This is a genomic window from Candidatus Fukatsuia symbiotica, from assembly GCF_003122425.1.
Classification (GTDB): domain Bacteria; phylum Pseudomonadota; class Gammaproteobacteria; order Enterobacterales; family Enterobacteriaceae; genus Fukatsuia; species Fukatsuia symbiotica.
The window spans coordinates 22934-48575 of the sequence record NZ_CP021662.1 but is presented as its reverse complement, the minus strand read 5'-3'; the positions used below and the strand labels follow the sequence as shown (position 1 = coordinate 48575).

Annotated in this window: 27 protein-coding genes and 3 pseudogenes; 12 read left to right on the top strand and 18 right to left on the bottom strand. The window is 46.4% G+C overall.

Annotated elements, in window-relative coordinates:
* Nucleotides 1-3: 3 nt before the first annotated feature.
* Both CCS41_RS15350 and CCS41_RS15345 read left to right on the top strand, forming a co-directional pair.
* Nucleotides 4-276 carry a CopG family ribbon-helix-helix protein gene (locus CCS41_RS15350; protein WP_119798013.1) on the top strand — a complete coding sequence of 91 codons (273 nt, stop codon included), beginning with the start codon at nt 4-6 and terminating at the stop codon, nt 274-276.
* Nucleotides 264-569 (top strand): type II toxin-antitoxin system RelE/ParE family toxin, encoded by a 306-nt coding sequence (locus CCS41_RS15345; protein WP_119798012.1) that lies wholly within the window; start codon nt 264-266, stop codon nt 567-569. The genes CCS41_RS15350 and CCS41_RS15345 overlap by 13 nt, the downstream gene beginning before the upstream one ends.
* Nucleotides 570-594: 25 nt before the next feature.
* On the opposite strand, the gene excA is transcribed toward CCS41_RS15345, so the two are convergent.
* Together excA and CCS41_RS15335 are read right to left on the bottom strand one after the other, a co-directional pair.
* On the bottom strand, nt 595-1233 hold the full coding sequence (gene excA, locus CCS41_RS15340; protein ID WP_119798011.1) for a plasmid IncI1-type surface exclusion protein ExcA: 639 nt from the start codon (nt 1231-1233) through the stop codon (nt 595-597).
* Nucleotides 1234-1312: 79 nt separating this feature from the next.
* On the bottom strand, nt 1313-3460 hold the full coding sequence (locus CCS41_RS15335) for a DotA/TraY family protein (RefSeq protein WP_119798010.1): 2148 nt from the start codon (nt 3458-3460) through the stop codon (nt 1313-1315).
* Between the two features lie 190 nt (nt 3461-3650).
* Between CCS41_RS15335 and CCS41_RS15330 the strand changes: the two genes are divergently transcribed.
* The gene (locus CCS41_RS15330; RefSeq protein WP_420836474.1) at nt 3651-3860 is read left to right on the top strand and encodes a Hok/Gef family protein; all 210 of its coding nucleotides are present in this window, start codon (nt 3651-3653) and stop codon (nt 3858-3860) included.
* A gap of 70 nt (nt 3861-3930) precedes the next feature.
* Here CCS41_RS15330 and traX read toward each other — a convergent pair whose 3' ends face one another.
* From traX to CCS41_RS17445, 4 genes and pseudogenes are all read right to left on the bottom strand, one after another.
* Complete coding sequence (gene traX / locus CCS41_RS15325) at nt 3931-4491, bottom strand: conjugal transfer protein TraX (RefSeq protein ID WP_119797797.1); 561 nt, start codon at nt 4489-4491, stop codon at nt 3931-3933.
* Complete coding sequence (gene traW, locus CCS41_RS15320) at nt 4484-5677, bottom strand: conjugal transfer protein TraW (RefSeq protein WP_162860111.1); 1194 nt, start codon at nt 5675-5677, stop codon at nt 4484-4486. The genes traX and traW overlap by 8 nt, the downstream gene beginning before the upstream one ends.
* A gap of 9 nt (nt 5678-5686) precedes the next feature.
* Nucleotides 5687-6808: pseudogene (locus CCS41_RS17450) on the bottom strand (ATP-binding protein); the annotation flags it as partial.
* Between the two features lie 548 nt (nt 6809-7356).
* Complete coding sequence (locus tag CCS41_RS17445; RefSeq protein WP_338025037.1) at nt 7357-8757, bottom strand: hypothetical protein; 1401 nt, start codon at nt 8755-8757, stop codon at nt 7357-7359.
* 127 nt (nt 8758-8884) lie between these two features.
* Here CCS41_RS17445 and vapB point away from each other — a divergent pair, with 127 nt between their 5' ends.
* Nucleotides 8885-9115, top strand: coding sequence for a type II toxin-antitoxin system VapB family antitoxin (vapB, locus tag CCS41_RS15310; RefSeq protein ID WP_119798009.1), 231 nt, complete (start codon nt 8885-8887; stop codon nt 9113-9115).
* Nucleotides 9115-9534, top strand: a complete 420-nt coding sequence (vapC, locus tag CCS41_RS15305) for a type II toxin-antitoxin system tRNA(fMet)-specific endonuclease VapC (RefSeq protein WP_119798008.1) — start codon at nt 9115-9117, stop codon at nt 9532-9534. Before vapB ends, vapC begins: the two co-directional genes overlap by 1 nt.
* Nucleotides 9535-9562: 28 nt before the next feature.
* Here vapC and CCS41_RS15300 read toward each other — a convergent pair whose 3' ends face one another.
* From CCS41_RS15300 to CCS41_RS16965, 8 genes are all read right to left on the bottom strand, one after another.
* Entirely contained in the window at nt 9563-10141 is a 579-nt protein-coding gene (locus CCS41_RS15300) for a TraT conjugal transfer protein (protein ID WP_119798007.1), read from the bottom strand.
* Between the two features lie 48 nt (nt 10142-10189).
* Complete coding sequence (locus CCS41_RS15295; protein WP_119798006.1) at nt 10190-10585, bottom strand: DUF6750 family protein; 396 nt, start codon at nt 10583-10585, stop codon at nt 10190-10192.
* A 67-nt stretch (nt 10586-10652) separates the two neighbouring features.
* Nucleotides 10653-11015 carry a conjugal transfer protein TraQ gene (gene traQ, locus CCS41_RS15290; RefSeq protein ID WP_162860140.1) on the bottom strand — a complete coding sequence of 121 codons (363 nt, stop codon included), beginning with the start codon at nt 11013-11015 and terminating at the stop codon, nt 10653-10655.
* Nucleotides 11000-11194 carry a hypothetical protein gene (locus CCS41_RS15850; protein ID WP_162860139.1) on the bottom strand — a complete coding sequence of 65 codons (195 nt, stop codon included), beginning with the start codon at nt 11192-11194 and terminating at the stop codon, nt 11000-11002. Before CCS41_RS15850 ends, traQ begins: the two co-directional genes overlap by 16 nt.
* A 10-nt stretch (nt 11195-11204) precedes the next feature.
* On the bottom strand, nt 11205-11960 hold the full coding sequence (traP, locus tag CCS41_RS15285) for a conjugal transfer protein TraP (RefSeq protein WP_119798005.1): 756 nt from the start codon (nt 11958-11960) through the stop codon (nt 11205-11207).
* Nucleotides 11957-13168, bottom strand: coding sequence for a conjugal transfer protein TraO (gene traO, locus CCS41_RS15280; RefSeq protein WP_119798004.1), 1212 nt, complete (start codon nt 13166-13168; stop codon nt 11957-11959). Before traO ends, traP begins: the two co-directional genes overlap by 4 nt.
* Nucleotides 13169-13171: 3 nt before the next feature.
* Nucleotides 13172-13894, bottom strand: coding sequence for a DotH/IcmK family type IV secretion protein (locus CCS41_RS15275; RefSeq protein WP_119798003.1), 723 nt, complete (start codon nt 13892-13894; stop codon nt 13172-13174).
* Nucleotides 13891-14133, bottom strand: a complete 243-nt coding sequence (locus tag CCS41_RS16965) for a hypothetical protein (protein WP_119798002.1) — start codon at nt 14131-14133, stop codon at nt 13891-13893. Before CCS41_RS16965 ends, CCS41_RS15275 begins: the two co-directional genes overlap by 4 nt.
* Nucleotides 14134-14219: 86 nt before the next feature.
* Between CCS41_RS16965 and relB the strand changes: the two genes are divergently transcribed.
* Nucleotides 14220-14444, top strand: a complete 225-nt coding sequence (relB, locus tag CCS41_RS15265; RefSeq protein WP_119798024.1) for a type II toxin-antitoxin system RelB family antitoxin — start codon at nt 14220-14222, stop codon at nt 14442-14444.
* A complete protein-coding gene (locus CCS41_RS15260) occupies nt 14428-14700 on the top strand; it encodes a type II toxin-antitoxin system RelE family toxin (protein WP_119798001.1) in 273 nt (90 codons plus the stop codon). The genes relB and CCS41_RS15260 overlap by 17 nt, the downstream gene beginning before the upstream one ends.
* Nucleotides 14701-14759: 59 nt before the next feature.
* On the opposite strand, the gene CCS41_RS15255 is transcribed toward CCS41_RS15260, so the two are convergent.
* Nucleotides 14760-15089, bottom strand: coding sequence for a DotI/IcmL/TraM family protein (locus CCS41_RS15255; protein ID WP_240313966.1), 330 nt, complete (start codon nt 15087-15089; stop codon nt 14760-14762).
* Nucleotides 15090-15125: 36 nt separating this feature from the next.
* Nucleotides 15126-15949 (bottom strand): IS5 family transposase gene (locus CCS41_RS15250; protein ID WP_240313793.1). Its coding sequence is split into 2 segments (ribosomal slippage): nt 15126-15562 and nt 15562-15949, totalling 825 coding nucleotides; the frame shifts between segments, so codons are not numbered across the junction.
* A 169-nt stretch (nt 15950-16118) separates the two neighbouring features.
* Here CCS41_RS15250 and CCS41_RS16960 point away from each other — a divergent pair.
* The 3 genes and pseudogenes from CCS41_RS16960 to CCS41_RS15235 form a co-directional block, all read left to right on the top strand.
* Nucleotides 16119-16627: pseudogene (locus tag CCS41_RS16960) on the top strand (recombinase family protein); the annotation flags it as partial.
* 178 nt (nt 16628-16805) lie between these two features.
* Nucleotides 16806-17078 carry an IS630 transposase-related protein gene (locus CCS41_RS15240; RefSeq protein WP_162860138.1) on the top strand — a complete coding sequence of 91 codons (273 nt, stop codon included), beginning with the start codon at nt 16806-16808 and terminating at the stop codon, nt 17076-17078.
* 170 nt (nt 17079-17248) lie between these two features.
* The gene (locus CCS41_RS15235; protein WP_240313963.1) at nt 17249-17629 is read left to right on the top strand and encodes a transposase; all 381 of its coding nucleotides are present in this window, start codon (nt 17249-17251) and stop codon (nt 17627-17629) included.
* Here CCS41_RS15235 and CCS41_RS16200 read toward each other — a convergent pair.
* Nucleotides 17626-17754, bottom strand: a pseudogene (locus CCS41_RS16200) (GNAT family N-acetyltransferase); the annotation flags it as partial. The gene CCS41_RS15235 and the pseudogene CCS41_RS16200 overlap by 4 nt on opposite strands.
* A 61-nt stretch (nt 17755-17815) precedes the next feature.
* On the opposite strand from CCS41_RS16200, the gene CCS41_RS15230 reads away from it, so the two are divergent.
* Complete coding sequence (locus CCS41_RS15230) at nt 17816-18838, top strand: IS630 family transposase (RefSeq protein WP_119797794.1); 1023 nt, start codon at nt 17816-17818, stop codon at nt 18836-18838.
* A 221-nt stretch (nt 18839-19059) separates the two neighbouring features.
* Here the strand turns inward: CCS41_RS15230 and CCS41_RS15225 are convergent, their stop codons facing one another.
* Nucleotides 19060-20448, bottom strand: coding sequence for an MFS transporter (locus CCS41_RS15225; RefSeq protein WP_119798000.1), 1389 nt, complete (start codon nt 20446-20448; stop codon nt 19060-19062).
* 1125 nt (nt 20449-21573) lie between these two features.
* Here CCS41_RS15225 and CCS41_RS15220 point away from each other — a divergent pair.
* Nucleotides 21574-25635: a hypothetical protein gene (locus tag CCS41_RS15220; protein ID WP_119797999.1), complete on the top strand. Its 4062-nt coding sequence runs from the start codon at nt 21574-21576 to the stop codon at nt 25633-25635.
* Nucleotides 25636-25642 lie beyond the last annotated feature (7 nt).

Here is a 25642-nt window from a genome sequence, read left to right as displayed (position 1 = left end):
AATATGGCGACCTCGATCAAACTTGATGACCATTTGAAAACTCGCATTCATCACCTTGCCGAGAGGCAACGCCGTTCGGCGCATTGGATCATGCGTGAAGCGATACGTGATTATGTTGATCGCGAGGAAAAACGTGAAAATTTCAAGCAAGAAGCGCTGGGATCCTGGGCGATTTATCAGAAAACAGGGCGGCATCTTAGTGGTGATGAAGTGCGTGGCTGGTTGCAGACCTGGGGTACCGATAAAGAAACAGAGATACCCCCGTGCCACAAATAAAAATAATTATCACCGAAGGAGCAGCCCAAGGTTTAGAGCGTTGTCGGCATTTTTTGGCAGAAAAAAATCCACTGGCTTCAATAAGAGCCGGTCAATCTATCGAAAAGCAATTTGTACTGCTGGAGAAGGAACCCGAAATGGGTCGACCGCTTGATGACCAACCCACGTTGCGAGAATTGATGATCCCTTTTGGCAAATCTGGCTATGTGGCGCTCTATCGTTTTGAGGCAGAAACCGATTCGGTATACGTGCTAGCTTTTCGTCATCAGAAAGAAGCTGGATTTAAAGACTGAAGCAGCAACATCACGCCAGAAAAAATCAGCATGGCAACATTTTAAATCCCATTCTCTCAGATAACCGTTCAGTATTGTGTTTCACGTAACCGGGGAAGTTATAGGGATAATCGTATTGTTGATTTTTCATCACGCAGATTTTTTCGTACAACAACCAGGCACGTCGGTGCTGAATATCAATAAAGGGGACTTCGGTAGAATTAATATAGAATCTTAATTTATTGGTGCCGGTTAATTCACAATGACGCCAATTATTAATATTGAATCCAAAAATATCAATTTCTTTTTTATTGAATAAACGGATATAGAGCATGGTGCCACGTTTGGTATCAATGCCAAAATAAGCACTGGAATGCATTTCGCGTATTTCATTATCGGGGGTGGGGTCATAACTTTCGTCGCTTTTAATGGTTGCAAGTATTTTTGCGATTCGGCGACGTTTGTTAATGTAACGGATGATACACCACAGTAGCGGAATGAGAAGGGCGGCCCAACAAAGCTGAGAAAGAATTATAGATTCGTTTTTAACAGAAAAATATCTGTAATCGTTGGTAACTAGCATGAATCCAACACCATAGAATAGCAACATTGGAATGCCTGCCCACACATAAAAAAACAAAGTAAGATGTATCAGAGCCCCGCCAATAGTTTTCTTATTTCGCATGGTTCATCTCCTAGCTTTCATACTAAATTATAGCATTAACTGACTGATATTAATATAAAAATAATTTATTTTTGTTGGTTTATTTTATACCGTCGCTGTGGTTATCCGTGCCTGGTGGAGCCACAATTCTTTTTGCTGTCGGCACTGTTTTTGCGCCGCTGCCAAAATTAGCAAACATACCCTTAATGGATTCGTTCATGCCTCCCAGCATGCTGGCGCCTTCACGACCACCTAACCAGGAGATCACATAATCTGGCATGCTCACTTGCAAGCTAAAAGCACTGGAGACCAAGGTAGTGCAAATACGCGCATAAATCATTAAGACACCCACAATACTGACCAAGCCCGTGATGGAGTCAGCCTGTACATTGGCGAGCGCTGAAGCAAACAACGTATTAAGCAGTGTACCTACCGCTACCACCACCAGACTGGCAAAGAGAAAGCCAAATACCATCAACATTGGGCGCAACATCACATCAATTAGGAAGACATAGCCATAAGCCGAGCGGCTGCCTTTATCCTCTTCACCGCCAAGGTGTGTCGCTGCCCATAAAGAGCCGGCAGTAGCTCCAATCAGCACACCTACAATCCAGTTGGTGGCGGCGCTTATCCAATAGATAAAGGGAATAAAAGGCAAATAGACTGACAAACTAAATCCGATGCTCAGTAGTACAAACACTACAAAATAGATTACAGGACCGATTGCTTCCAGCAAACTACCAGCCACCTCACCAGCTCCGGTAATGGTATTAATGACATTACCCGCCAAATTGCCTTTTCCCCAGGCGGTTAGCACTTTGGCACCGGTATAAGCACTAAATATTGATGTGGCTCCTCCTAAAGTGTAATCACCAATGGCTTTCATTTTTAATAGTGGATTGACTTGATCGTTTGAGTCATTTGTTGAATTGAAATTTAAATTCACTATAGAGTTAGTTATAATTTGTCCCCAAGAACTTGTTATGCCAACCAATACGGACGATGCATCTATGACATCGCTTGTCTGCTGATTGTCTTTGCTGGTTTGTGTTCCCAATGGGGCGGCATAGGTACTGTTCTGTAGTTGTGCTCGGTAGGCAACCGTAAATTGCTCGTTGTAAGACCCGACGCCTAATTCACCTAACCTTGACATACCAGTGACGGTAGGGCGCATATTGACCACCGCGTTGGTTTTGTTGTTGGCAGTGGCGAAGGTTTGATACCAGCTGCCCAGTGCTAGCCAGCCATATTGTCTGAGCTGGGAAGCAACCAGATCCTGCAACTGAGTTCCTTTATCCATGGCACGTACCGCCTGGCTGATGCTGTCCTCATACTCACGGGCTGCTTGCTGGATTTGACTTTCTACATCATCAATTTGGCCGGTGCCGGTTTGCCTTTTTTGCCGGTATTGCCGTGCAAAGTTGAGAGCGGCCTGCGAGAGTTGATTTTGCATGTGGTCTAACGCGTTACTTTGAGCAATGATTAAAGGCCCTGTATTGACCGGTACGTTAAAAATCGGTTGCCAGCTGCTATTTTTTCGGCTAACTGGCAGGCGCGCCGACCCACATTGCGTGCTGCCATTGCTAATCATAAATCCTTCTGGAAAGGTTTTAATGCTCATATAGGGCGTGCCGGCAGCTGCCCCGCTTTCATTGTACATGGTGTGAAGTTCGTCATTAATGCCGTACATGCATAAGTTCATTTCAAATATGGCGCGCGAAGCACTCAATGTTTGCGGAGCAATCGGCTGCATCACCAACGATTGGCCGCTTTGCAGCATGGTTGCTGCTCTATCAGTGAGTAAATTGGCCGAACCGACACCCATGATGGAAGCAGCCCAGAGCACAATTAGTTGTGATATTGACCAGCCGGAAGCGGTTGGCACCAGGCTTAAAAAACCGAGCAGTGTGGTTAACGGATAGAGCGCGCCTCTACCACCGCTAAACACCTGGCCCTGATGACCGGCACGCACCAGTTGGCGTAGAGTGACGGCCACAAACCAGAACATAGCCACAGCGGCGATAATGCTATTGAAGAAAAAAAACAGTTGGCCAATCATGCTGGTGTTAGTGGGATGCAATGGATTATTCACGATGTCGCCAAAAATCATCACCAGCATCTGGCGGGATAAATCGCCGCTGCGTTTTGCTGCGCCGGAGAGGGTGGTAAAATTCATGTCATCGGCGAGCAGGTGCACAGAATAAAGCATCAGTGCCAGGACACCGAGTAACCGCAGTAAATTTTTCATGTCTATTTTCCACGCAATAGCAGAGGTTATCAGGCAGGCTGATAGCATTAGTAACAAGAGAGGATGTGGTGCTGAAAAGGAATTCTGCTAAGATGGTGTTGGGTGCTTGAGGCTTTCTGTCTTGAGCAGTCGTGATAGGCAGAAAGACGAAAGCCCCGAGTTATTTTTCAATTAACCCGAGGCCATCAATATGTCCAATCAACGTAAGGATAGCCTCTTAACTGCAGAAATGCAATCGGAGGTCAGAATGCCGCGAAAATTCGCGTTGTCCAGTAAAATTGTGATTTGTATCACAATTTTACTTTTCACCTTGCTGATACGTGATTCACTGTGTGAGTTACGTATCAAACAAGGTAACACGGAGGTAGCGGTGTTCCTGAACTACGAACTTAAGAGCTAACCGCAGGGCGGGGTTCACCCCCCGCCTTTTCGGTGAAAGACATACGACTCTTGAGCACCCAACCCTTTCTCTAAAGGCTTTTCAGCGTTTTTTTAATCCAGGCAGTTTCCGCCAAAAAGTAACCAAATTCTCCCCGCTCGAGAGGGGATACCCGTCGTTCACGCACCTGCCAGCGGCGGTATTCGCAGAGTAAAGCGCGGGTAAATCCCCAAGCCGAGACGGACAATAAAGTCAATGAAAGCAAACTGGCCTTTATCCACACTATCAGGGGCAGGGTGGCAGCATTCAATAACAGCATCGCCATCAGAATACCGATCAAAAGGATCGGAATAAACAAAACAAACCCCCATCGTTTTTTTGACGCCAAATAGTATTTATTCAGTTGATCCGGCGTTTGACCACTGGCTCTAACGGCCTGCGTCCAATCAAGTGACGTTGTCACTGATTTTGCTGCCGATTTTTTTGGACACAAGCCCTGTATCCGGTTCAGCAGGGTACGCCAGGGGCGGGCGGATACCGCCGCGATGCGGCGCGTTTCCGAGAGGGGAAGCAAAATATTAAAGAAATAGTAGCTGCCTTTTAGCCAGCGTGTTGACCTGCTGGCGGGTATCACGGGTTGAGCTTTATCCATTGCGGCTGACTCCTGCGCTGATTTGTTGTCGTTTTTGCTGTAACAGCGGTCTGAATTCCTGGTCAGCACTGAGGCCCAGTTGCTGACCGTTGATGATATTGCTTTCTTGGAGCTGTTGTTTGATGCCAAATAGCAGCCAGTTTTGTAGATTTTGGATGCGTATCGCTTCGCGCAGTAGATTATCGCCTTCCATTGCCTGCAAATCAGTGAGGTAGTCGGTATTGGCATAACGGCGGCCGACTTCAAAAAATTCCAGTTCACGTTCTGACAGCGCGGCGGTACGTTTTGCCTCGGGTGAGGCATGTTGCGCAAAATACGCCGCCGCTGACGGTGTTTGGAGGGCTTCTTTTAACACTGCGGTCGTTTGCGGACTGGCCTGACTGGCGGCAATCATCGCCAGTTGCGGATGGGCCGCAGCAGATTGAATGGCCTGGTGCTGATTGAGAAGGCCTGCATATTGCTGGCCGGTGGCGGTTTTTGCCTCCCCTTTTTTAAGTTGATCCCCGGCTGAGCGCTGAGTGGTGTTTTTCAGGTACATCATCGCGGCATCGGTCTGCGCTTGAGTGAAGGTCAGTACCGGGGGGTTCCCGGATTTACCGGCCCCCGAGAGCACCGATCGCAATTCGTTATCTCCACCGGGCAGATCCGCTATTTTTGGGCACAGTGGTGTGCCACCGTAAACGGCGTGCTCCGCTGCACTGCAGTAATCAGCATGGATAGCGGCGGCACGAAATTGTTCCTGATCCAAAGGCTCTGCCGAGGTCGTGATCGCAGTCTGAATATTTTTATTGGCGATCCCGCTGCCACCCACCAAGCGGCTTTGCATTGCTGTAGAGCTAGCGGCCACTTGCGCAACCATGCCAGATGTTGATTCGCTGCAAAGGCTATCGGGTACCGTATAACTGCGCCGTGCGGTTTCCAGTCGCTCGGTCTTGCGGGCAAAGGTGTCATAATCGCGCTGAGTTTTGGCTGTTTCTTCCAGCATCGCTGCCAGTTTGTCGCTATTTTGATTAATAGCACTACCGATTTGAAATTCGGTAGCGGCGATTTGTGCCAAAGTGGCATTAATCGCCGTGAGCGCTGGGACAACCTGGCTGGTTACCGGCAGGCTTTGGGTGACTTCCACCGGCATGGCGATGGCGTTGACCGCGATTATCAGCACGCTCACTATCAGTGTTTTTTTCATTGGGTTCTCTCACAAATGTGTCCCGCGACGGGCAATTAACTCCTCCGCCAGCCGGCGGGTAATGTTGCTGTGATCCTGTTCCCCTGCCTGCTTTTGCCGCAGTTCGATGATTTTTTCCGCACTGCCGGTGGGGAAATTTTCCGCCAAAATATCGCGGGCGGTGTGGCCGTCGAGTTGCTCATATAACAGGTTACGCAATGCACTGTCTTTGGGGGTGGAATTGAGCGCCCAGAGTTCACGTGGGCCCACCGTATTTTTGAGGATTTGTGCGATGCGCCCCACTTTAGTGCGAAATACCGCCAAAAAGCAGGTGCCGCTGCCATCGGAGCAGGCCCCTTTGCTGAGGGTCATAAAACGCCGGACAGTGGTTGGGGGCACCTGGAAATGCTCAGTTAATATTTTTGCGTCTTCTGGCCGAACCCGCATCAGGTACAGCGAGTTGGCTGATTTCAGCAAATCAGGCGGAAAATCACTCAAATACTGTGAAGAAAGCACGGTACGAATAGCAAATTTGCGTTGTTCCCGATCTTGGGTTTCCAGCGCGCTAAAAATAAAACGGACTTTGCGGGCATTATGCAGCTCATCGTAGACCTTGGTTTTCAGCTCCTGATCGAGTTGTTCCAGGCGCGCCCGATGAAACGTTTCATAGCGGGGATCAATTTTAGCCAGCAGTTCCTCGCGGTACTGCGGCAAGCTGTAATCCCCGCCGGCCACTTGCCCGGCAAACAGATACAGTATGCCAGTACGTAACTGCCCCTCATCAGAATCATCACCTATCACATTATTCAAATCGATGGCAATAACGCGGGTATTAGCATCGAGGGCGAACTGGGTACGGCCTGCCAACATGCGGTATTCGGTGCTGGCTTGCGTGAGGCAGCGTGAAATAGTGCCCAGTAATAATTCCTGTGATCCATCCCGATTGATGTTGCCGAAGGCATGGCGCACATCCTCATGGTTTAGCCAACCCTGCAAGTCGGTCAGCTCAGGGACCGCCTGGTATTGCGCCAGGGTGGCCTCCCTAATACAATCTTTGTCAAACAGCATATCGCGCACTTCATACCAGGCAAATTCCTCCCATTCACTGTCGGTATATTGATCACGCAAACCGGTGTTGAATAGCGCCTTATCCACCGCTGGCACCAGTGTGGGGGCGTAGCGGATCGGGCTTTTTTCTGCATTATTACGATAAGCTTCATCGATCACTCTGCCCAGAATTTGCCGGGTGTCTTTGGCATTGGGGGGATGGCCGGTAGTGGGATCGGTACATAGGGCGTAGCAGAGATTGAGCAGCCAAGTCCGCTCTGGCATCAGCGGATAACGCGCTCCCAGCTGAATATCAAACGGATTGCGGCAATGTTGTGCGTCGTTTTGTAGCACCATGCCGACCACTTCATTACGGCGCGCAGGCGGCAGCGCATCGCGGAGCAGGCGTATCAATCCCTGTGCGCTGTAGCCCTTGTCGATGACGCTCAAAAAAGGTAACTGAGTTTGACCGTTGCTGATCACCACTTCGTTAAGCACATTCAGTAATACCGATTTGCCTGACCCGGGTTCACCAGTGATAATTTCGGTGAATTTTTCCTGTAGCGAACTGCCCAAACGCACCGGAAAGGGTTTGCCATCGACGGTTTGAAACACCACACTCGCTTCATCCGGCCAGGGCGTCGCGGGCCGACTCAGTGGCAACATTGCCAGGGCTGCGGACAAGGGGGAAATAACAGATTAACGCCACCGTTAGTCGCAGCGGCTAAAATCGTAGCAGTCCAGGCGCGCAGCGGATCGCCAAACGTGCGGGTGATCTCGCAGACTCCACAGGATGGGAAGGCTTTCTGTAACATCGTGATATTGCGTTTCACGCCCTGTGGATTATCCGCCCAGGTACTGGCCGTAATGGTCATCACACAGGTGGGATCACTATCATTGTTGTTAGCCAGCCAATTGACGGCAGCATACACCGGGCGCAGTGAGGGGATCACCGCGAGAAAATCCAGTGCGGTGCGTTTTTTACCCAAAATATCGTGCCCACCGGGCATCAGATCAAAACGAATTCGAAAGGGCACTTTGCGATTGACCTTGTTAAACAGTTGAGTGAAGGTCTCCGGCTTTTGTGGCCCCAGTGTCAACGCCAGACTGCTGTGCCAGAGGCCATCCAGTTCGACCAGATTACCGTAGGTATTGGCTTCTTGCGAGAACAGCTGATAATTCAGGTGAGGGGGCAATAGTCCGCTGTGATCTTCGCCTTTCGGCATCCCGTGAGGAAAAATTGGGTCCCCTGGCAACAGGGGTTGCCAATTGCGGGCGGTGCCAGTGCGATCAATTTCTTCCTGAATACTGAATCCCACTTCATGCGCATCCATCAGGCGCAGTAATACACCCTGACCGTCGGTGGAAAAATCCTGTTCTATCTTGCTCACTAGCGCATCATGGCGGATCTTCAAGCCCTCTAGGCGATAATGTTCTGGATCCTGGCAGAAACAGGCAACGGGGGCACCTTCCAGCTGTTGGTTTAGGCGCTGTTGTTCTTCTTTTAGCTCTGAGGCAGGCAGAGCAATCCGCCCAGTATAAACCACCATAAAAGCCCGTTCCCGCGCGACAAAAGGGACTAATTTATCGATTTTTTCCTGCAGAATGTCATCCAAATCAATCCCAATACGACGAGTGGCACGGGATTGCGGGGACATTAGCCGAGTTAATTCTTCCCGCGCTTTATCCGGATCACGTTCAAAGACAAAACTGAGCTTGTGGCCCAAGGCTTTAAATTCACTAGCCAGCGCGGTATGCAAGCGTGCAATGTAATAATGAAAAGAGTAGGCGTCTTCTTTTTTCTCGGCCTCACTCAAGGCGGCCTGCTCATCAAACTCGCAAAATGCGCCCTGGATTTCAAATACACTGGCGTAATCGCCGGTATGAGTGACAAAAATGTAAGGCGCCTGCAAGGCGGGGCGAAGCATTTTATCTTCTTCGGTTAAGCCAATAACGGTACGTAGATCGCAGTAGGTAGTGAAATCTTTTCCCAGTGTGTAGCGCGAAACCGCCGCTATCGCTGACTCAATCGCGGTGAGCGTTTTTTCAATCATAAAAATCCTTCATCGTGTGGGATATGGAATATGATTTTTATGTCACCAGGGTATATCCCATTGACATATACAAATTAAGTGTCAGACTTGGATATACACTGTGCATATCCAAATGACGGAGGAGAATATGGAACAAACCTCAATATTTAAAAGCAATCGCAGCCAGGCTGTTCGCCTACCTAAAGCAGTAGCGCTACCAGAAGACGTCAAACGGGTTGACATTGTGGCTATAGGCCGTACCCGTATCATCACACCGGCAGGAGAGTCCTGGGATAGCTGGTTTGATGGGGAAAGTGTATCTGCTGACTTTATGGTGAATCGTGAGCAACCCAGAGATCAAGAACGAGAAACATTTTGATGCTGAAATATATGCTCGATACCAATATTTGCATCTTTACTATCAAGAATAAGCCACAGGAAGTACGGGCCACATTCGATCGCCATCACGGCCAACTCTGTATCAGCACAGTGACGTTAATGGAGCTAATTTATGGTGCTGAAAAATCGCATTCTGCCGAGAAAAATTTACGGGTTATTGAAGGATTCGTCGCGCGCCTTGAAGTACTCAATTACACGCAGAAAGCGGCTGCCGATAGTGGTCAGCTTAGGGCTGAACTGGCTAACAATGGCACCCCGATTGGTCCCTACGATCAAATGATCGCGGGCCATGCTCGCTCACAAGGATTAATACTGGTGACAAACAATTTACGTGAATTCGAGCGTGTACCTGGCTTACGTGTTGAGGATTGGGTGATCAATAACACTAAAATCGATTAGTGCTTGAATAGTCCTGATACAAAGCCGCTCACTTAGCGGTATCCAATTCCGGTCCGTCATCGGCAAAAATGTCCTTACCAGTAAATTTTTGGGGATTGAGTATCAATGCCAAATGACGCCAGCGATTCTGTAATTCAGTACGTTGTTCGCCACCTGCTTGCATCAATGCTTCGGCAAATTCACCGGGATGCGCCGTGCCCCAAAATGCTTCTACCTCTTTTTTATGCGCCGCCAGCCAGTTAATCACTGTTTTGGCGGCATCCCGATAAATGGGATCGGCTGATTGCAGTGCCAAAATAGCAGTACGCTGCAGATGGTCAACATCTTCAGGTCTTATTTCCGGCAGATACACCACAAATCCATCGTCAGCATTCAGTGCTCTCAAGTTTTGCCATGCTTCACATAAGGGATCGACCACAGTGAGGTTGTCACTGCGGTGGTTGAGCGGATTGTGATCAACAAAATGCAGGCGGTTATTTTTTGAGGTGTAACCACAAAATTCGCACTGTTGCTGGCTATTTGTATGCGCCTGGCGGCTCAACGAGACAGAAATACTTTTTTGTGGCGCCTGACCCCATGTCTCTCGAAGTAAGGAAAAAACAAGCATGGTTGATCTCCAGAAAATTCATCGCCATCAGTGACAATGTCACAATAATCAGCCCACACTGACTGGCCGGAAACCTGCCTGCTTTTGACCACGACTGATGAACTGATCCAATGCAATTAGAATGCAGCCAATACCGATAAAGATGGCGATGTGCGAGCCTTTAACATGCGGATCGTTTTTCTTGCGTAGCCACAAGAAAATACCGGCAATCACGCAACCTATGCCCGCCACTTGTGCCGCCAACAGCAGCCCCGGTTTGACGCTAGTAATGCCACTGGTGATGCTATTTACCATGCCAGCAATATCCTCATCAGCAGAGGCCATTTGGGCGGTACACAGGCCAATCAGCGCGATTATCCCCTGCGCCATTTTTTGGCTAAGGCGCTCAGCCGCCAGAGAAAGATGGGTGCAGACAAACAGTACTGGGTGATTAAAGGTGCGCATAAAATCTCCTGATTAGGGATAGTCATTTATTGAAATAGTTGGCATTAACACGTCAAGTAATGCTTGATCACCAAACGATGTTAAAGGTGTTTTGCAATGCAGTTAAAAAGTAGGGGTTGCAGATCAGTAGCGGGCCAATCAGCAGTTTAATTACGCCGTTGGAAACATCTTCGCCGGCCGTCAGGCCAGTATGGCCGTCAACCAGAGAGCGTTTCATGCGCCTCATGCCCTGGTAGAAAAAAATGACTCCCAGCAAACGCAGCAAAGTGAGTACCGCATTAATGGCCTCGGCAGCCGGGCCGTATTTGGTCGATGAAACATAAGCAATGGCATCAAAGGTCACATCGCCGAAGCCTAGCTGATGGGCAGAGGCATTCATCATTTGCTTTAACGCAATCAACCCGCCACACAGCATCAGAAACAGCAGCATTTTACCGAGGCTCGACTCTGAGCCGGCCCCCGATGGCTTTTGGGGCGCGCAAAGCGCAGTAGATAAACAATGGCGCTGACGATCCCCATCACTACAGCCAGCGTCATCACCAAATTGATGCCGGACTGGGTAATATTGCGGGAAAAGTTAACCAGCATCTGGATCAGGTCAGTATTCATTTTACTTCCTTCAACGGATGATGCCGGCAGAGGTTTCAATTTTCCGCTTTGAAACGTCAATATGTTTTATTTTCAGCTTGCCCAGCGTATCACCCTCACGGACGGCATGAATGCTGCCCTTATACGATACCCACGCCATGCCTTGCCACAGGGTGTTGATCTGATAGCCATCGGTACTGGCCCGTTGTGGATTTTGGGTTCTTTTTTTCACTGGCGTAGAGACCCTTTGTTTTGAGGCTGCGGGTTGAGTGCGTACGCTTTCCAGGCGGATAGCCATGTCACTCAATTGCCGTTCCAGCTGCTTGACCTGTTGATTAGCCAACTCCAGGCGCTCTGATAACGCCCCGATAGCCTCACGATTTTCCTCAGCGAAACTACGGCGCGCTTCCAAAATCGTCGCTATCTCTTTTTTAAAGGTGGTCAAGGCTTCCGCTGCAACGGAAAGTGTATTGGGATCGACCACTAACGGCATAGTGGATACTCCAGGCTCCGTTTTTTGGTAAGCTGAGTTCCATGCCTTGGGTTCAGAGGGGGCAAATCGGGCAGAGCTTTGCTGGACCTGTGTATTGGGCCAAAAGAGGTAAGCCACACCCAGGATGACACAGACCGCCAGTATCAATAGGTCGCGTAATCCTAGGCCAAACCAGCGTTTGGGTTGGGACACTGTCTCCATAAGGATCTCAGGCTCGCTGATTCTATTGGATCCCTCGTTATCATTGGTGTCCACTGTATCGAAATTAAACAGGTCCGTTTTTTCACGTTTCATGGTGCCCTTCCTGTCGAGGGTTGCTGCTGGCTACCCGACTCAGTTTGCCGACGCACGTTATTTGCTTCATACACGCCGCCAATAAATTGAATGGCGATAATTTGCCCACGGTTAATCGTGGCCTGTTTGATGGGTAATCGTGCCGCATCGCTGGTCATCACCTGCCCTGCCTGATTGCCGATCCCACCGACAACAGTCCCTGCGATAGCGCTACCGCTCGGGATAGCCGGGCGGGTCTGGATCACACTACCTTGCGGGGTGATCATATTTTGCGTACTAGACTGCTCAAACAATTGCCCAGTGCGCCCGAGACCCATGGCGATGGCCGGCAAGATAATGCGCGAAAAATAACGATGATTGACGTCACTTGCCACAGAGGATTGCAGGGTTTCATCACTGAGCGCGTAAGCATCGACGGTATAAGTTTGTCCCCGCCAATTCATGCGCTCAAAGTGGATAGTGACACCGTCACCGGCCAGCTGAACACGACGGGCATGCAATTGCGCGCCGGCATAACGACCGCTGGGGATAGCCGCTAAAACCTGTGAATCAGGGTTATCAGAATCAACGGCGGTTTCAATGACACCCGGCACGCGGGTGTAAGGTGCCACGATTTCTGTATCCGCGATTTCCCTGCCAGCAAAATGCGGCGTATCCTTATATTTTGGCGCTAAACTGGCTGTCCAGGCGGTAAAGGTGTCCCCTTTATTCCCTTCTCCTCCCTCGATTCGTGATGCCAATTGAAACGGCACCGGTTGCCACTGCCCATTTAAATCCTGGAGCAAACTATCAATCGCTTTCCTGCGATTCTCACTTAACCCTGAATTATCGGCGGCCACTGAACGTTCACCACTGGTCTCAGGTGGCACTGTGTTTAGCTTATCGGGTGGCCGACCCGGCTGTTTTTTCTCACCGGGGTCGATAGCGCCTTCGCGGATACGGGCGACAAAACTTTGCCCTTCCTCTCGAGCTTTAGCGGCCTCGGTGGCGTTATATTTTTCCAGTAGTTCACGATATTGAGCACTCTCTGTGGTGTGACGGCCGACATTGGCCGCCACACTGTCGATCGCGTAGTTGGATTGTGCCTCAGCGGGTTTGTTGTACAAGCTGTAGCCCAGGTAAATCGCAAACCCTAAAACAACGACACCAATCACTATCAGTATCAATGACTTGCTGGTATCCAGCGCCAACTCTTTTTCAATAGGCATGGGTTACTCCAGATGGATGGTCAACGGCTCGGTACGGCCCATCACGGAAAAATTGACATAGGGTGTTAGCGGCAATTTCCACAGGTGAGTGCCGTCGAGGGAAGATAGGGTTTGCTCAAACTCATCTCGTATCTCGCTGCGCGAGCGAATATACAGCTCATCGCCAAGTTGCCAGACTGTCGTCGATGCCAGGTTACCGTTGGTACGTAACCGTTTAGCCTCCAGGGGAGGCATCCCATCCAAAAACGCTTGCAATACAGTGTTGTACAGGACAATTTTGCTTTCCGGTTGTGCCATCGGTTTCGCGTCAGGCCCGCGCTGGGGAAGTCGCAAATCTAATCGGCTGTCCATGATTTGGGTGGAGGATGAGTTGTCAGGCTCGCCGCTGGTTAAGTTGACCACCACCGGCACTGCCAGGCCTTCCAGGTAAACGGTCACATTGCCGGTGTCATAACGGCGCAAGGCCTGAACCGCCATCATGGCGCTGCCGGGGATGTAGCTCACCTGAAAGCCTTTATTGTTGGAATTGAACGGCGGGGCACCCAGTTTCCAGGGCGCGCCGGTACTGTCAGCAAAGGTGACGCTGCTGGTCTGATCGGCGGCTGTACGCAAAATGGGTACACTGGCCCCGGGCGATAAATTGACCGTCAATGTGCTGATGCGCGGCAGGGTTACCCGTGGCTGATAAGCCCGCCCGCGACTGGCGGCATCCGCTGCACGGCTCAATTCTCGATTTCTGCACCAGATAAGGGTGTGGCCTGTTCCTGTGCATAGCTGAGTGCTGCTGACGGCAGGTGCAACGTCGCCAACGGCTCTTGATCTTTTGGCGGTACGGGCGGCAGACTGGCAGTCGATGCAGACGTAGCCGACTGCCAATGATTGTTACTTTCAGCTGCCATGGCGTGCCCTGTCAGGCTAACCAATAGCAGTAGAAAAAGAGAGGGGTTTTCATCGTCATTATCCAAGGTTAACCCGCAAGCGGGTTACTGTTTGTTGATTGAGGTAATATGTCATGATATATTTGTATATCATTTATTTTTTGGAGATCGTCATGCTTGCCATCAGACTCCCTCAAGAAATTGAAAACCGGTTGAAAAAATTGGCCGATGTGACGGGGCGTAGCAAAACTTTTTATGCGCGTGAAGCCATCCTAGAGCACCTCGATGATTTGGAAGACATTTACCTTGCTGAGCATGAACTTGAAGAAGTGCGCGCTGGCCGTAGTGTCCCTGTGTCTCTGGAAGAAGTGATGAAACAATATGACTTGGAAAGTTGAGCTGTCTACACTGGCTCGGAAAAATTTGGGCGATTTAGATAAACAAATCGCTAAACGTATTTTACGATTTTTACATGATCGTATTGCCAAGTTAGAAAATCCACGAGACGTCGGCGACGCCTTAAAGGGCATTAAATTAGGTGTATTTTGGAAATACCGTGTGGGTGACTATCGCATCATCGCCGATATTCAAGATCGCGAATTGATCATTCTGGTTGTGCGTATTGGCAACCGCCGCGAAGTTTACAAACGATAAAAATACAGAAAACCAGCCCCTCAAAATGGAAAAATTCCCCGCTGTTCAGTAACACTGTCTTATTTTGCATCAAAGGTCACTAATTGGGTGACTTCCAATCCGTTAAGTTTATCTCTAACGTCTGCACGCTGAATAAACAAAGAAAAGATAAAGCGTTGCTCGGGCAGGGATGTGGTCTGGCCGGCCAGTTTCAGCGTGACCGGATACTGGATTTCCCAGGCATACACTCCGTTGGATAACGGGCCTTTTTGTCGAACCACGCCAGGCGCTACCATCACCGCCAGGTTCATCTTTTTATCGCGCACCGCCGCCAACACATTGGATTGTGTCAGTGCCTGGTAATAGCTGGTAAAGCCTTCGTCGGAAAAACGTGAAGCGATCGCGCTCATCTGTACTTTAAAATAGACCTCTTCGGAAACTCTGATTTATCTAATTTCCATGTTATAAATTGCTGCAATCAGATTAAATCGTAATCCAAAACGTTTTCGCCTGTTTCGATAACGATCTGATACGATTTTAAATCGTTTAATCATACCAATGACATTTTCGTTTAATACACGCTGGCTTGATAACTCACGATTGTTGCGTTTATCTTCTTTTGTTAAGGGATTTTTCTTTGTCTTTTTCTTAGGCAACGCCGAGTTTGAATGGATCTTGCCAAGCCCTTGGTAACCTGTATCTGTCACTGTTTTGATTTCAGGATGTATTCGCACGCCAGACTCTTTGAACAACCTAAAATCATGACGCCTCCCATGAGTAAAGCTTGTACAGATGACTGCTTTGCTTTTTTTATCGACGATCACTTGGGTTTTTAAGGTGGGTCGTTTCTTTTTTCCTGAGTAAAACTGCTTTTGTTTTTTTGGGGACGTTCAATCGGCGTTTCTGTGGCATCAATAAGAACGAGCTCATACTCCCTATCACTTTTTAATAAAGCTTTGCGTCCAGGGAGTGCAAAATCAGGATGCTTTATTAGCGTATTTTCTATCCATTTAATCGTTTCATAGCAGGTGCTCTCACTCACCCCATCGCTTCGGCTAACATGAAAATAAGTGCGATATTCCCGTAGATACTCAAGGGCCATTAATAAGCGATCTTCTAAACCCAGCTTGGGTTTCCGACCTCCTTTCCCTTGCTTACATTTATCTGCTTCATTCAATATCTTTATCATCTTTTCAAATGTACTGCGTTTAACTCCGGTTAAGCGCCGAAATTTTTCCTCTTCCAATACCTTTATTTGTTCATATTTCATGGGGGCTCCTTGTTCAGGAGATTTTTACCAACATTCCTACATGAATGCTATAGCAGGCGCCGTATCAGTTGATTATGAAAATTAGAAATAACATATTGATATTAATTAATATTTATTAACAAAAGTGATCACGTTACATGGCGCCTGCTATAGTTTCCGAAGAGGTCTAATGAAACAGGCGGGTTGCACGCAAATAGTTGAAGAAATAGCAAGTGGTGCAAAAACAGCAAGACCTGTTCTTGATGAAATCATGAGAAATTTAAGAGAAGAAGACACCTTGGTTGTATGGAAGTTGGATCGCTTAGGCAGAAATTTGGCACACCTGATTCATCTTACTACCCAGCTTCTCGAAAAAAAAGTGGGCTTAATCAGCTTAAATGATCCGATTGATACCACCACCGCGCAGGGTCGATTGATTTTTGGTATTTTTGCCTCATTGGCTGAATTTGAACGTGAACTTATCAGAGAGCGTACGCAGGCGGGATTAAAGTCAGCACGCGCGCGTGGGCGAAAGGGGGGCGCCCTAAAGGAATGAACCCAACGGCAATAGAAAAAGCGGCTATCGCTGAAGCACTTTATAAAAATGGGACTATCCCAGTTAAAAAAATTGCTGAACAATTAGCCATTTCAAAAACGACGTTGTATTTGTACTTACGATCCAGAGGGGTTGTTATTGGTGAAAAAACAGAGCGGGTTGTTACACGTTGAGCATTCTCTCTAGTAGGCCTTGGTAAGGTAAAGAAAAATCATCATGTAAATGGCATTGAGATAAATTTTCGTTATTAAAAAATAGTTAATTCATAGTGTTAACTCAGAACGAACACTTTTGGGGTTCCTCCACACGACCCCTTTAGAGATGACTTATCCATTAAAATTCCGCCAACATGTCTTGGCTATTAAAAAGCAAGAAAAGCTCACTTATGCCGAAACGGCGACACGTTTTTGTGTGGGGATAGCGAGTCTAATGCGCTGGGCTAAACGTATCGACCCTTTCCTGACGCGTAATAAACCGGCGACCAAAATAAACCGTGCCGCGTTGCTCCTTGATGTGGAAACCTATCCTGACGCGTCTCAATACGAACGAGCTCAGCGTATGAGGGCAGTGCTTGAGGGATCTGCGATGCGTTAAAACGCGCTGGGTTTAGCTATAAAAAAACATTTTATCATCCCAAAATCGACGTCCAAGCGCGAAAAGATTTTCAGACTAAGATACAGGCCTATGAAACCTGTGATACCCCGATAATTTACGTGGATGAAAGCGGTTTTGCCCATGATATGCCGCGTCTTTATGGTTATTGAGTGAAAGGTAAGCGCTGTTACGGCCAGCACGATTGGCATGTCAAAGCCCGTACTCATGTCATTGGTGCCCAGCTTAACGGAACATTAACCACGGTTTGTACCTTCGACTGCCATATCAACAGCGATATTTTTTATGCCTGGGTCACCCAAGATTTACTGCCAAAATCCCCTCCAGGCGCGGTCCTTGTGATGGATAATGTGAGTTTCCATAAACGCCAAGACATCCAGTCTGCTAGACAGAAAGCTGGCTTTATTCTGGAATATCTTCCCACTTATTCTCCTGATATGAACCCCATTGAGCACAAATGGGCTCAAGCTAAAGCCCTTCGCAGAAAGCGACAATGTGATATCGATACCTTGTTTTCTGACCCTTTATTTTAAATCAATTTATACCGCCTATGCCATACGCCACGACGGATAGGAAGCCCTCGCTCTACCACATGAAAACCGTGGAGTACAAAGAAGGGTTCAGCTGTCTTGCTCACATCCGATGTAAGTTCACTGATATATACCCGTGATCAATGAAGATGCTTGATTTTGAAGTCGATAAGGATCATGCTCATAGCCATGAAAATAGAGCTGACTGCTGACCAGAAAATTACCCTCGAAGCCCAACATCGTCAAAGCCATGACCGCCGTGTCTGTGACAGGATCCGGTGTGTTTTGTTGTCCGCAGACGGCTGGACTCCCCCTATGATTGCTCACTCACAGCTCATTAATGAAACCACGGTGCGGCGCCACCTTACAGACTATCATAAACTCAACAAGCTCAAGCCTGAAAATGGCGGCTCCGATGGCTATCTCAATGCGGAACAGACCACGTCGCTGGTTGAACATCTCACCCAGCAGCTCTACCACCACAATCACCAAATTGTGGCGTATATCGCTGGACGCTGGAACATCACCTTTACCGTATCAGGTCTGTATAAAGGGTTGAAGCAGCATGGCTTTAGCTATAAAAAGCCGAAAGGTGTTCCGCATAAATTTGCCGTTGAGAAACAGCCGCAATTTATAAAGACCTACAGCGAATTGAAAGACGCCGCGGGTAATGACCCCATACTGTTTATTGATGCCGTTCATCCGACACAAGCCGCCAAAATAAGCTACGGCTGGATACGAAAAGGCCAGGATAAAACGATAGAGACCACCGGGAGCAGAACGCGGTTGAATATCATGGGAGCCTTGAACATCCAGAATGTGGCTAACCCCATAATCCGTGATGATGAGACGATTAACAGCGAAAATGTGGTTCACTTCCTGTCTGCCATTCGCGCGCATTATCCCATCACGACAACGGCACATGTGATCCTCGAGGGTGCAGGCTATCACCGTTCACAGCTTGTGCAAGACGCCGCGCTTACGTTGAATATCCAGCTTCATTACCTTCCGCCGTATAGCCCGAATCTAAACCCGATAGAGCGATTGTGGAAGGTGATGAATGAGCAAACACGAAACAATAGATATTACCCATCTAAACAGAGTTTTAAGAACGATATCTTAAACTTCTTTGAAGTGAAGCTACCACAAATGGCAAGTTCTCTGGTATCTCGCTTAAACGATAATTTCCAGGCGCTAAATCCTGCATCTTGATTTCACTTGGGTATAATGCATAGTCGGGTAGGGAACTACCGGTGAGACAGTAGGTTTCTTCGCCTCGTTACTGATTGGCTGAAATAATCACAGGAACAGCATCGTGTCACACCACAGAATCTTGTACAGGCTCTCAGATTAGCGAAAACCGGACTCTACAGTAGCGTTGACACCGTTACTATTGAATACGCGCTCCAAAATTAGTGTCGTTATCTGAAATTTCATATATCCTCAAGCTGGATATTACGAGTTTCTTGAGCAAATAAATAAACTATAGAACCGATAAAAAAAATAAACGCGAATATCAGGAAGGGGACTAACACTACATCTTCAGACAACTTTTCGCTACCGATGATAGCACCTAAAAAAATCGGGCCAATAATTTTAGCGGTGGCACCTACTCCATAGCCCAGCCCAAGACAGGTTGAGCGTATATGATTAGGGAACATTTCTCCACCAAATACATTGATAATACTAAATGCACCATCGCCAAACATCATAGCTATAAAGATTCCAACAAAGAAAATCCAGCCCGAAGAGGTAATATTCAGACTGAAAAAATGCATGATTGTAGTGATCTGTATAGAGAGCGCTGCAATCGTGCATCCTAGAGCACCAATCAAACCGCAGACAAAGAGTGTCCAACGTCTCCCAAGATAATCGGAGACCCATGCCGACAGTAATCGACCGACTAAGTCTCCTAAGGAAAGTATCATGAATAAATTAGCAACCATATGAATACTAAAGTGGAAGGATTTATTTAGTAATACCTGTCCCCATGACTGAATAACGAAACTTCCGAAGATAAAACAAAATGAACCAATAGCAACAATAGTCAGTTGTTTTGGATAGTCCTTGATAATCTTTAGATAAGACGGTTTGGGAGCGGATACATATTCAGGTAAATCCCCTACTTTAGTTACCGGAATATTCATCGCCCAGGCATAGGCTTCGCGAGCATTCTGAAAGCGTCCTTTTGATACTAAATATCGTGGTGATTCTGGGATAAATTTTGTCCATGCCAGCAAGACAATTGGAATACAGCCAATTATCAAAAGGCCTCGCCAGCCAAGCGGTTCAGCTAGATAAAGCGTTGTGAGGGATCCAAGAAATAGCCCCAATGGTATGAACGCTGAAGTAAGACCAGCAAATAGACCTCGCTTTTTGGACGGTACAAATTCTTGAACATAAGGCACAGAAGTAACATTAATCCCGCCAACCGCTATGCCAACGCAAATGCGCATGATCGACAAAAAAACCCAGCTATTTTCAGGCGTTAGGGCAGACAGTCCAGTAAATATAACAAGCATCAAAATACATGAGATAAATGACTTTTTTCGGCCATATTTGTCAGCGAACCAACCCCAAGCAATTGCGCCGATGACTGTGCCGAGTCCCGCTCCCGCAAGGATAAAGCCAGACTGTATTGCGTTCAATGACCACTGTTGGTCTTGCATCAGCAGGGTAATGACAAAACCGACCAAAAACAAGTCAAAGAATTCGAGAATATTTCCTATAATGACCATGCATATCAGGGATTTTTGATTTTTTGTTAGAGGGGCTAAATCGAGTTGTTGTATAGATGTGATATCTACTTTTACTGATTGCATATAGCTGACTCCATATGAATAGATGTATTATGTCCCGATGACATACAACTGGTTACGGGTTTTTTTTAAGGCGGTCGAATTTGTCTTTAAGCCAATGCCAGCAATGGTTTGCACAAAGATGAGAGAGCATAAAAAAGTGTGGGGCAACCCTATGCAGCTAATCCAGTGCTTTCATCGTTCTTTTCTCCGATATGCCCATCGATTTTCAGAACCGAATACCCGTTCTCTTAGCTCACCATGAAACTGTGTTTGGGGTAATCAAGAGTATCTTGAGATACATTAAAATAGTGTCAATGATTTTATCGTCAATTGAGAATGATTTGGATGATTGCTCCACACTTTTTTATGCTCTCCTATTATTGGGAGTGATACCGCCCCTGCCAATCCGTCTTATATTACATTGACAACAGAAGGATCGCCGTAGAAAAAATAGTGCCGTCATTGCTGTCATACAGCAATAATCCAGGCAGCTATTCGCCTGTTGCGTAATGTGACTCTGGTTCGGTCGCATAATCTGGATACGTTAACAGAATTTGTGCGGCCGGGTTTTTCAATATGATGTCTTAAGACAATAGGGTTTCTCGTATTGCTATGGCTAACGGATTAGTGATCGCTGCGGCACTGCTAACTGAACCTGCCTATCTCTTTTTGATTAATGGTATTTTTTATATTCTTGTTAATTTTTAGTTATCCCAATCACTAAACCATTAAATATTGAAGGTAAAACTATTTTATTTCGGGGCGCTAATACTACACCAACAAAAACAGGCCATTCAAACCCAAAAATCCGGGGAGAAGAAAGAATCAATATGATTTAAAAAATGTTTAATCATTCACACCAGCTGGTAGCTATTTGTCTGCTATCTGGTGTTCCGGAACCACGCGATAGTTAATTTTTGCATTTTGCATAAAATCAGCGTACTTTACATAGACGCTGGGTATTTTATGCTTGTTCGTTTTTTAACTCAGTGCTGATGGCTTTAGCCTCTCATTAATCCTCATGATCTTTATTTTTTTATAACCACCCTCCGTTTCTCACAGATAAAACCAGCCTTCTCTTGTCAAACCGACATCAAAATGGATGTTAAGGCATCACGCATTAATATTTTTTCAAGGATAGATAAAATGAATCAAAAAATCACCGTTCCCGGTGCTTTGGCATCAACCGATACAGTGCGTCCAGACTATTTTAGCGAAGTATTAATCAATCAATTTAATCAAAGCAGTCCCCTTGCCATTAATATACTGGCGGCGAAACAAACAAATGAACAAATATGGCAAAGCTTACCACTTGCGAACAAAGTAAAATACATTATCTATTTAGCGTATAAAAATAATAGCAGTCAGACTGAAATTAAACTTTTATTGCAGACGCTCTCCTGGTCTGCGGAAGAGATAGAAAATAATTGGCATAATATCAGCCCCTCTATTTTACATTATATTGAATATGCCCTACAGCTCAGCAGTGCCTTATATGATATTCCTGGCATGCCATTTATTACCGCATTAGCTTCTTTTGATAACCATATAGTGCAGGGTGTTAATACAAGGATGATTAACTGGCCAGCGGCAACATTGGATCGGGCACAACTTTATTCACTGATGCAAACATTATCTCAATGGATAAACTGGAATAAAATTAAAAATAAACCCCTAACGACGACTGAAGCATTGTTAGGAGTGATTGATTATTATGATCCCCATTACGCCTTATCCGATATATTAGCGGAATATGACAAAAAATATCAGGCTATTGTCGATCAGGCTGTCTTGCTTTATAGCTTAAGTCAAGCGGAAAATTCACTGTTTAACATGGATCTGCCTGCACTGCGTCATGCATTTATCGCTGTAGTAGAAAAAGAAGAAGGAGAGAAAAAAATATTGGATCAACTTTTTATTAATACAAATGCTATTGATGAAACAGACAACACACCCGTTATCGCTTTTGATGGTTTTGCGTTTAAATATGCATTGGGAAAAACTTTTTCCGATCTCGCTAATGAATTAAAAAAGCTCTCCGTTTTCTTTTTTCTAACAGACACAGAACAGACCCGGATTTTGGAAAAAAAATTGTTAGCCATCGAGGAGAGCAAACAGTATGTGATTGGAACAGTACAGCATTCGCTGGCTTCAAGCGTAATACGCATTAATCAGCACCACAATCAGCCAGTAATTGATCATTGGCAGAGTGATCAGGCGCTTTTGAAAGAATTTAAGGCGTTGATTCAACACTGGAATCAGCATAAACATTACCCCTTGCACCCTTTTTTACTTTTTTCACTACATTTGGCGCAATCGTGCCGTATTGATTTTAAGCAAGATGCTGCGCCACAAAAAACAGCCACATTACTGCAAGACGCACATGAGCGCTTATTGGCGGTATTCGGCGAGCCCCCGCATTTTGATTTACGCCAGGCAACCGGTGAAATTCTAAGCAACTATGATCTAAACCAGGAAGAGATGCAGCAAATACATGAATATATCATTCTGCAATCCCATCTGATTACACTGCCTAGCCCCGCGGTCATGACGGGGGATTATTTCCAGGAATTTTGGCATCGGGCGCAACGTGGCTATGATTTGCTGAACAGGGATATCAGGCTACCTGCCAGGTCGGTTAATGCTCCGGCAGAATTATCGGCAAAGTGGCAACATTTTATCGCACAATTGCCTAACAATCCCTGGTTCAGAGCGAAAGCCAAAGATAATTTGATCATGTGCAAGCAGAGCCTTAACACTGATGGCATTCAGCAGGAAATCGACCATCTGCTCACCACATGCAGGCAAGATCAATGTCGTTTACAGCTTGATCCGATAACACAATTTACTGTTGGTGACGTATTTGAAGAACTGATTAATCTTATCCCGGTTGTCGGTGCCGCTTACAATATAGAGCAGGGGATCCGCCATCACGACTGGCTGCAAACGCTTATCGGCACCCTGGCACTCGGTTTTGATGGCGCAAGCCTGCTGTATAACGGATTAAAAAATGGCATCAGTGAAACTGAGGTAAACTTCCATAGCCTAATGGAGAATGACAAAAAAGTGATCAGCACCGTAAGCCGAGCAACTTCACAGGTCACGGATTTACCCATTACCCATTGGACCGACAATATTGAGGCTATCACCATCAAGCCTGATCCCTATGATCTCGCGTTACCTCGTGCCAGGATCCCGCTGTCCTTTCAGGAACAGGCGTTGCACGTACGCCAAGGTGCACAGGGCATCAAATGGAAAGACTACTCTCTTGTCTATGTCATCAATCAAGACAGAGTAATGCCGATTAAAAATAGCAAGGGTGGCTTTTTTTATGAAGTGGACTGGCAGACAGAAAAACCAAATTATGCTAATAGGATCACCCGGGAAGCGGGTGGAAAATATTACAGCAAACTGAGTTTAAAAGGTGGTGGGCATTACCAACGTAAAGCCACCTCTGCTTATTTAAACGCCTGGTTCTGGCATTTAGGTGATAGTGTGACCGTGAATACGGTATCGCGTTTTTTATCGAAAGCTAAAAATACCCGGCGATTTCCTCATTTTGATAACCTGTTTCACGCCAGATTCGAGTTGGCCCTGGAAAGGGGCCAATCCCCCTCCATTCTTATCCAGATCTACCATACCATGTATAGTCGCAGCCCTACTTTTAGACGATTATTTAATTATGCGGTTGATTTTCTGAACAAGACATTTCAAATAAAAATTACCTCAACGCTGTCACCGCAATTCAACGTTCATAAAGGTCAGATAAAATTTCCCAGTGCTAGTACCCTGCCACTGATGCCCCAGTACGTTAATCTATTGGGCACTTCCGCGGAATTTTCTGCTGCCCGTATTTATCTGCATGAAATGCTCCATGTGCTATCAGATTTGGAAGATCCGATGCCGGGTTTGGCGAGTGTTTTTAATCGTGGCCCTATCGTCTATTTTACCGAGCGTATTTTGTTTGAAGCAGGTGAGGTTTCACCTGGGCGGTTAAGCTATGAAGTCTCGCTTAACGATACGTTTTTACCGACGGATCCTGACGTGGTCGATGATATATTGAGCACCGAGGGGATGGATGATGCCGCTTTATCAACCCCCACGGAAGAAAACGATCAGCCGCGATCGTTAATATCCAGCAATTATCTTTCAGCCAGCTCTAATTCTTCTACGACGATTGATGTGACACAGCTATCGCCACGTAAGTCGATCCCTCCTGAACCTTTAGCGTCTTCTTCTGATATGATGAATCTGGTGATTAAAAAAATCATAACAGAAGATTTGGAACTGGATTTAACACTGGATGCCAGCGTGGATAACTCAAGGGTAGAGCCTACCGCTCACACGGTGATACTCGGTTATGAATTAAACCGGCATCGTACCGTTTTTGATGCGATTAAATATAAAAAACATTTCAATGAGATGAATGATCCCTTACTATCACGGATAGGAACTTATTTTCATTCTGTTTTTAACAGTAATATTTCAGAAATAAAAAATACGTCCTGGTCCAGGTTAGGCCGCATCACAAGTCAATATTTATTGCGTCATCCGCCAAGTTTAAAGATCAGGCTTAAAAATATCGTGGAGAATTGTTATTATTACAGAAAGACATTTCGAAAAATACTATTGTTCGCTAAAACAGAATTAGCGAAATCGTTGCAAGAAATTAAATGGACATTCATTCTGGATAAAAAATATACTGAAAATTATCTGGTTGATAATGCTCAATGTATTCTTATTAATCAGGATGAACATAGTATTACCCTGCGTCATCATCAAGCCTTTGCTTATTTAAGCTCAACCGGTATTCAACCGCTGAGCTTAGAAAGACAAGTCATTAGTGCGCTGGTTTCCTTATGCTTAAAAGACACAAAGTTTCCGAGTGATCATTTACAGATAGAAAAAATTGGTCGAGGGATATCGGTTTATTTAAGCAATAAAATTTTGCAGGAAGCAGGTTATCAACAACCGATACAACTCACGGAAGATCTATTACCACTTTACGTCTTAGACGGTCATCAGGGAGAAACCTTGCTGAAAAAAATGAAAACAAAGTGGCAGGCTAATCATCAGGATCAGATGACAGAACTGAATATACTGAATGCGTCTTTGTTAGAGCTACAAAACAAATTATTGGCAAAAACAACGACTGCTCGTCGGCTCGCCGAAATTCAAGATCGTTATTTAGCAACACTTGAAAAATAATGATACT

Bases quoted from the DNA above. Each gene is read 5' to 3' on its own strand.
- CCS41_RS17445 (WP_338025037.1), bottom strand. From the start codon at position 8,757: ATGATTGAAAAAACGCTCACCGCGATTGAGTCAGCGATAGCGGCGGTT.
- excA (WP_119798011.1), bottom strand. From the start codon at position 1,233: ATGCGAAATAAGAAAACTATTGGCGGGGCTCTGATACATCTTACTTTG.
- CCS41_RS15225 (WP_119798000.1), bottom strand. From the start codon at position 20,448: ATGCAATCAGTAAAAGTAGATATCACATCTATACAACAACTCGATTTA.
- traO (WP_119798004.1), bottom strand. From the start codon at position 13,168: ATGCCTATTGAAAAAGAGTTGGCGCTGGATACCAGCAAGTCATTGATA.
- CCS41_RS15850 (WP_162860139.1), bottom strand. From the start codon at position 11,194: ATGAATACTGACCTGATCCAGATGCTGGTTAACTTTTCCCGCAATATT.
- CCS41_RS15300 (WP_119798007.1), bottom strand. From the start codon at position 10,141: ATGCTTGTTTTTTCCTTACTTCGAGAGACATGGGGTCAGGCGCCACAA.
- traP (WP_119798005.1), bottom strand. From the start codon at position 11,960: ATGAAACGTGAAAAAACGGACCTGTTTAATTTCGATACAGTGGACACC.
- CCS41_RS15350 (WP_119798013.1), top strand. From the start codon at position 4: ATGGCGACCTCGATCAAACTTGATGACCATTTGAAAACTCGCATTCAT.
- CCS41_RS15230 (WP_119797794.1), top strand. From the start codon at position 17,816: ATGAAAATAGAGCTGACTGCTGACCAGAAAATTACCCTCGAAGCCCAA.
- CCS41_RS15335 (WP_119798010.1), bottom strand. From the start codon at position 3,460: ATGAAAAATTTACTGCGGTTACTCGGTGTCCTGGCACTGATGCTTTAT.
- CCS41_RS15240 (WP_162860138.1), top strand. From the start codon at position 16,806: ATGACTTATCCATTAAAATTCCGCCAACATGTCTTGGCTATTAAAAAG.
- relB (WP_119798024.1), top strand. From the start codon at position 14,220: ATGCTTGCCATCAGACTCCCTCAAGAAATTGAAAACCGGTTGAAAAAA.
- traX (WP_119797797.1), bottom strand. From the start codon at position 4,491: ATGGATAAAGCTCAACCCGTGATACCCGCCAGCAGGTCAACACGCTGG.
- traQ (WP_162860140.1), bottom strand. From the start codon at position 11,015: ATGCTGCTGTTTCTGATGCTGTGTGGCGGGTTGATTGCGTTAAAGCAA.
- CCS41_RS15330 (WP_420836474.1), top strand. From the start codon at position 3,651: ATGTCCAATCAACGTAAGGATAGCCTCTTAACTGCAGAAATGCAATCG.
- vapB (WP_119798009.1), top strand. From the start codon at position 8,885: ATGGAACAAACCTCAATATTTAAAAGCAATCGCAGCCAGGCTGTTCGC.
- vapC (WP_119798008.1), top strand. From the start codon at position 9,115: ATGCTGAAATATATGCTCGATACCAATATTTGCATCTTTACTATCAAG.
- CCS41_RS15260 (WP_119798001.1), top strand. From the start codon at position 14,428: ATGACTTGGAAAGTTGAGCTGTCTACACTGGCTCGGAAAAATTTGGGC.
- traW (WP_162860111.1), bottom strand. From the start codon at position 5,677: ATGAAAAAAACACTGATAGTGAGCGTGCTGATAATCGCGGTCAACGCC.
- CCS41_RS15255 (WP_240313966.1), bottom strand. From the start codon at position 15,089: ATGAGCGCGATCGCTTCACGTTTTTCCGACGAAGGCTTTACCAGCTAT.
- CCS41_RS15295 (WP_119798006.1), bottom strand. From the start codon at position 10,585: ATGCGCACCTTTAATCACCCAGTACTGTTTGTCTGCACCCATCTTTCT.
- CCS41_RS15220 (WP_119797999.1), top strand. From the start codon at position 21,574: ATGAATCAAAAAATCACCGTTCCCGGTGCTTTGGCATCAACCGATACA.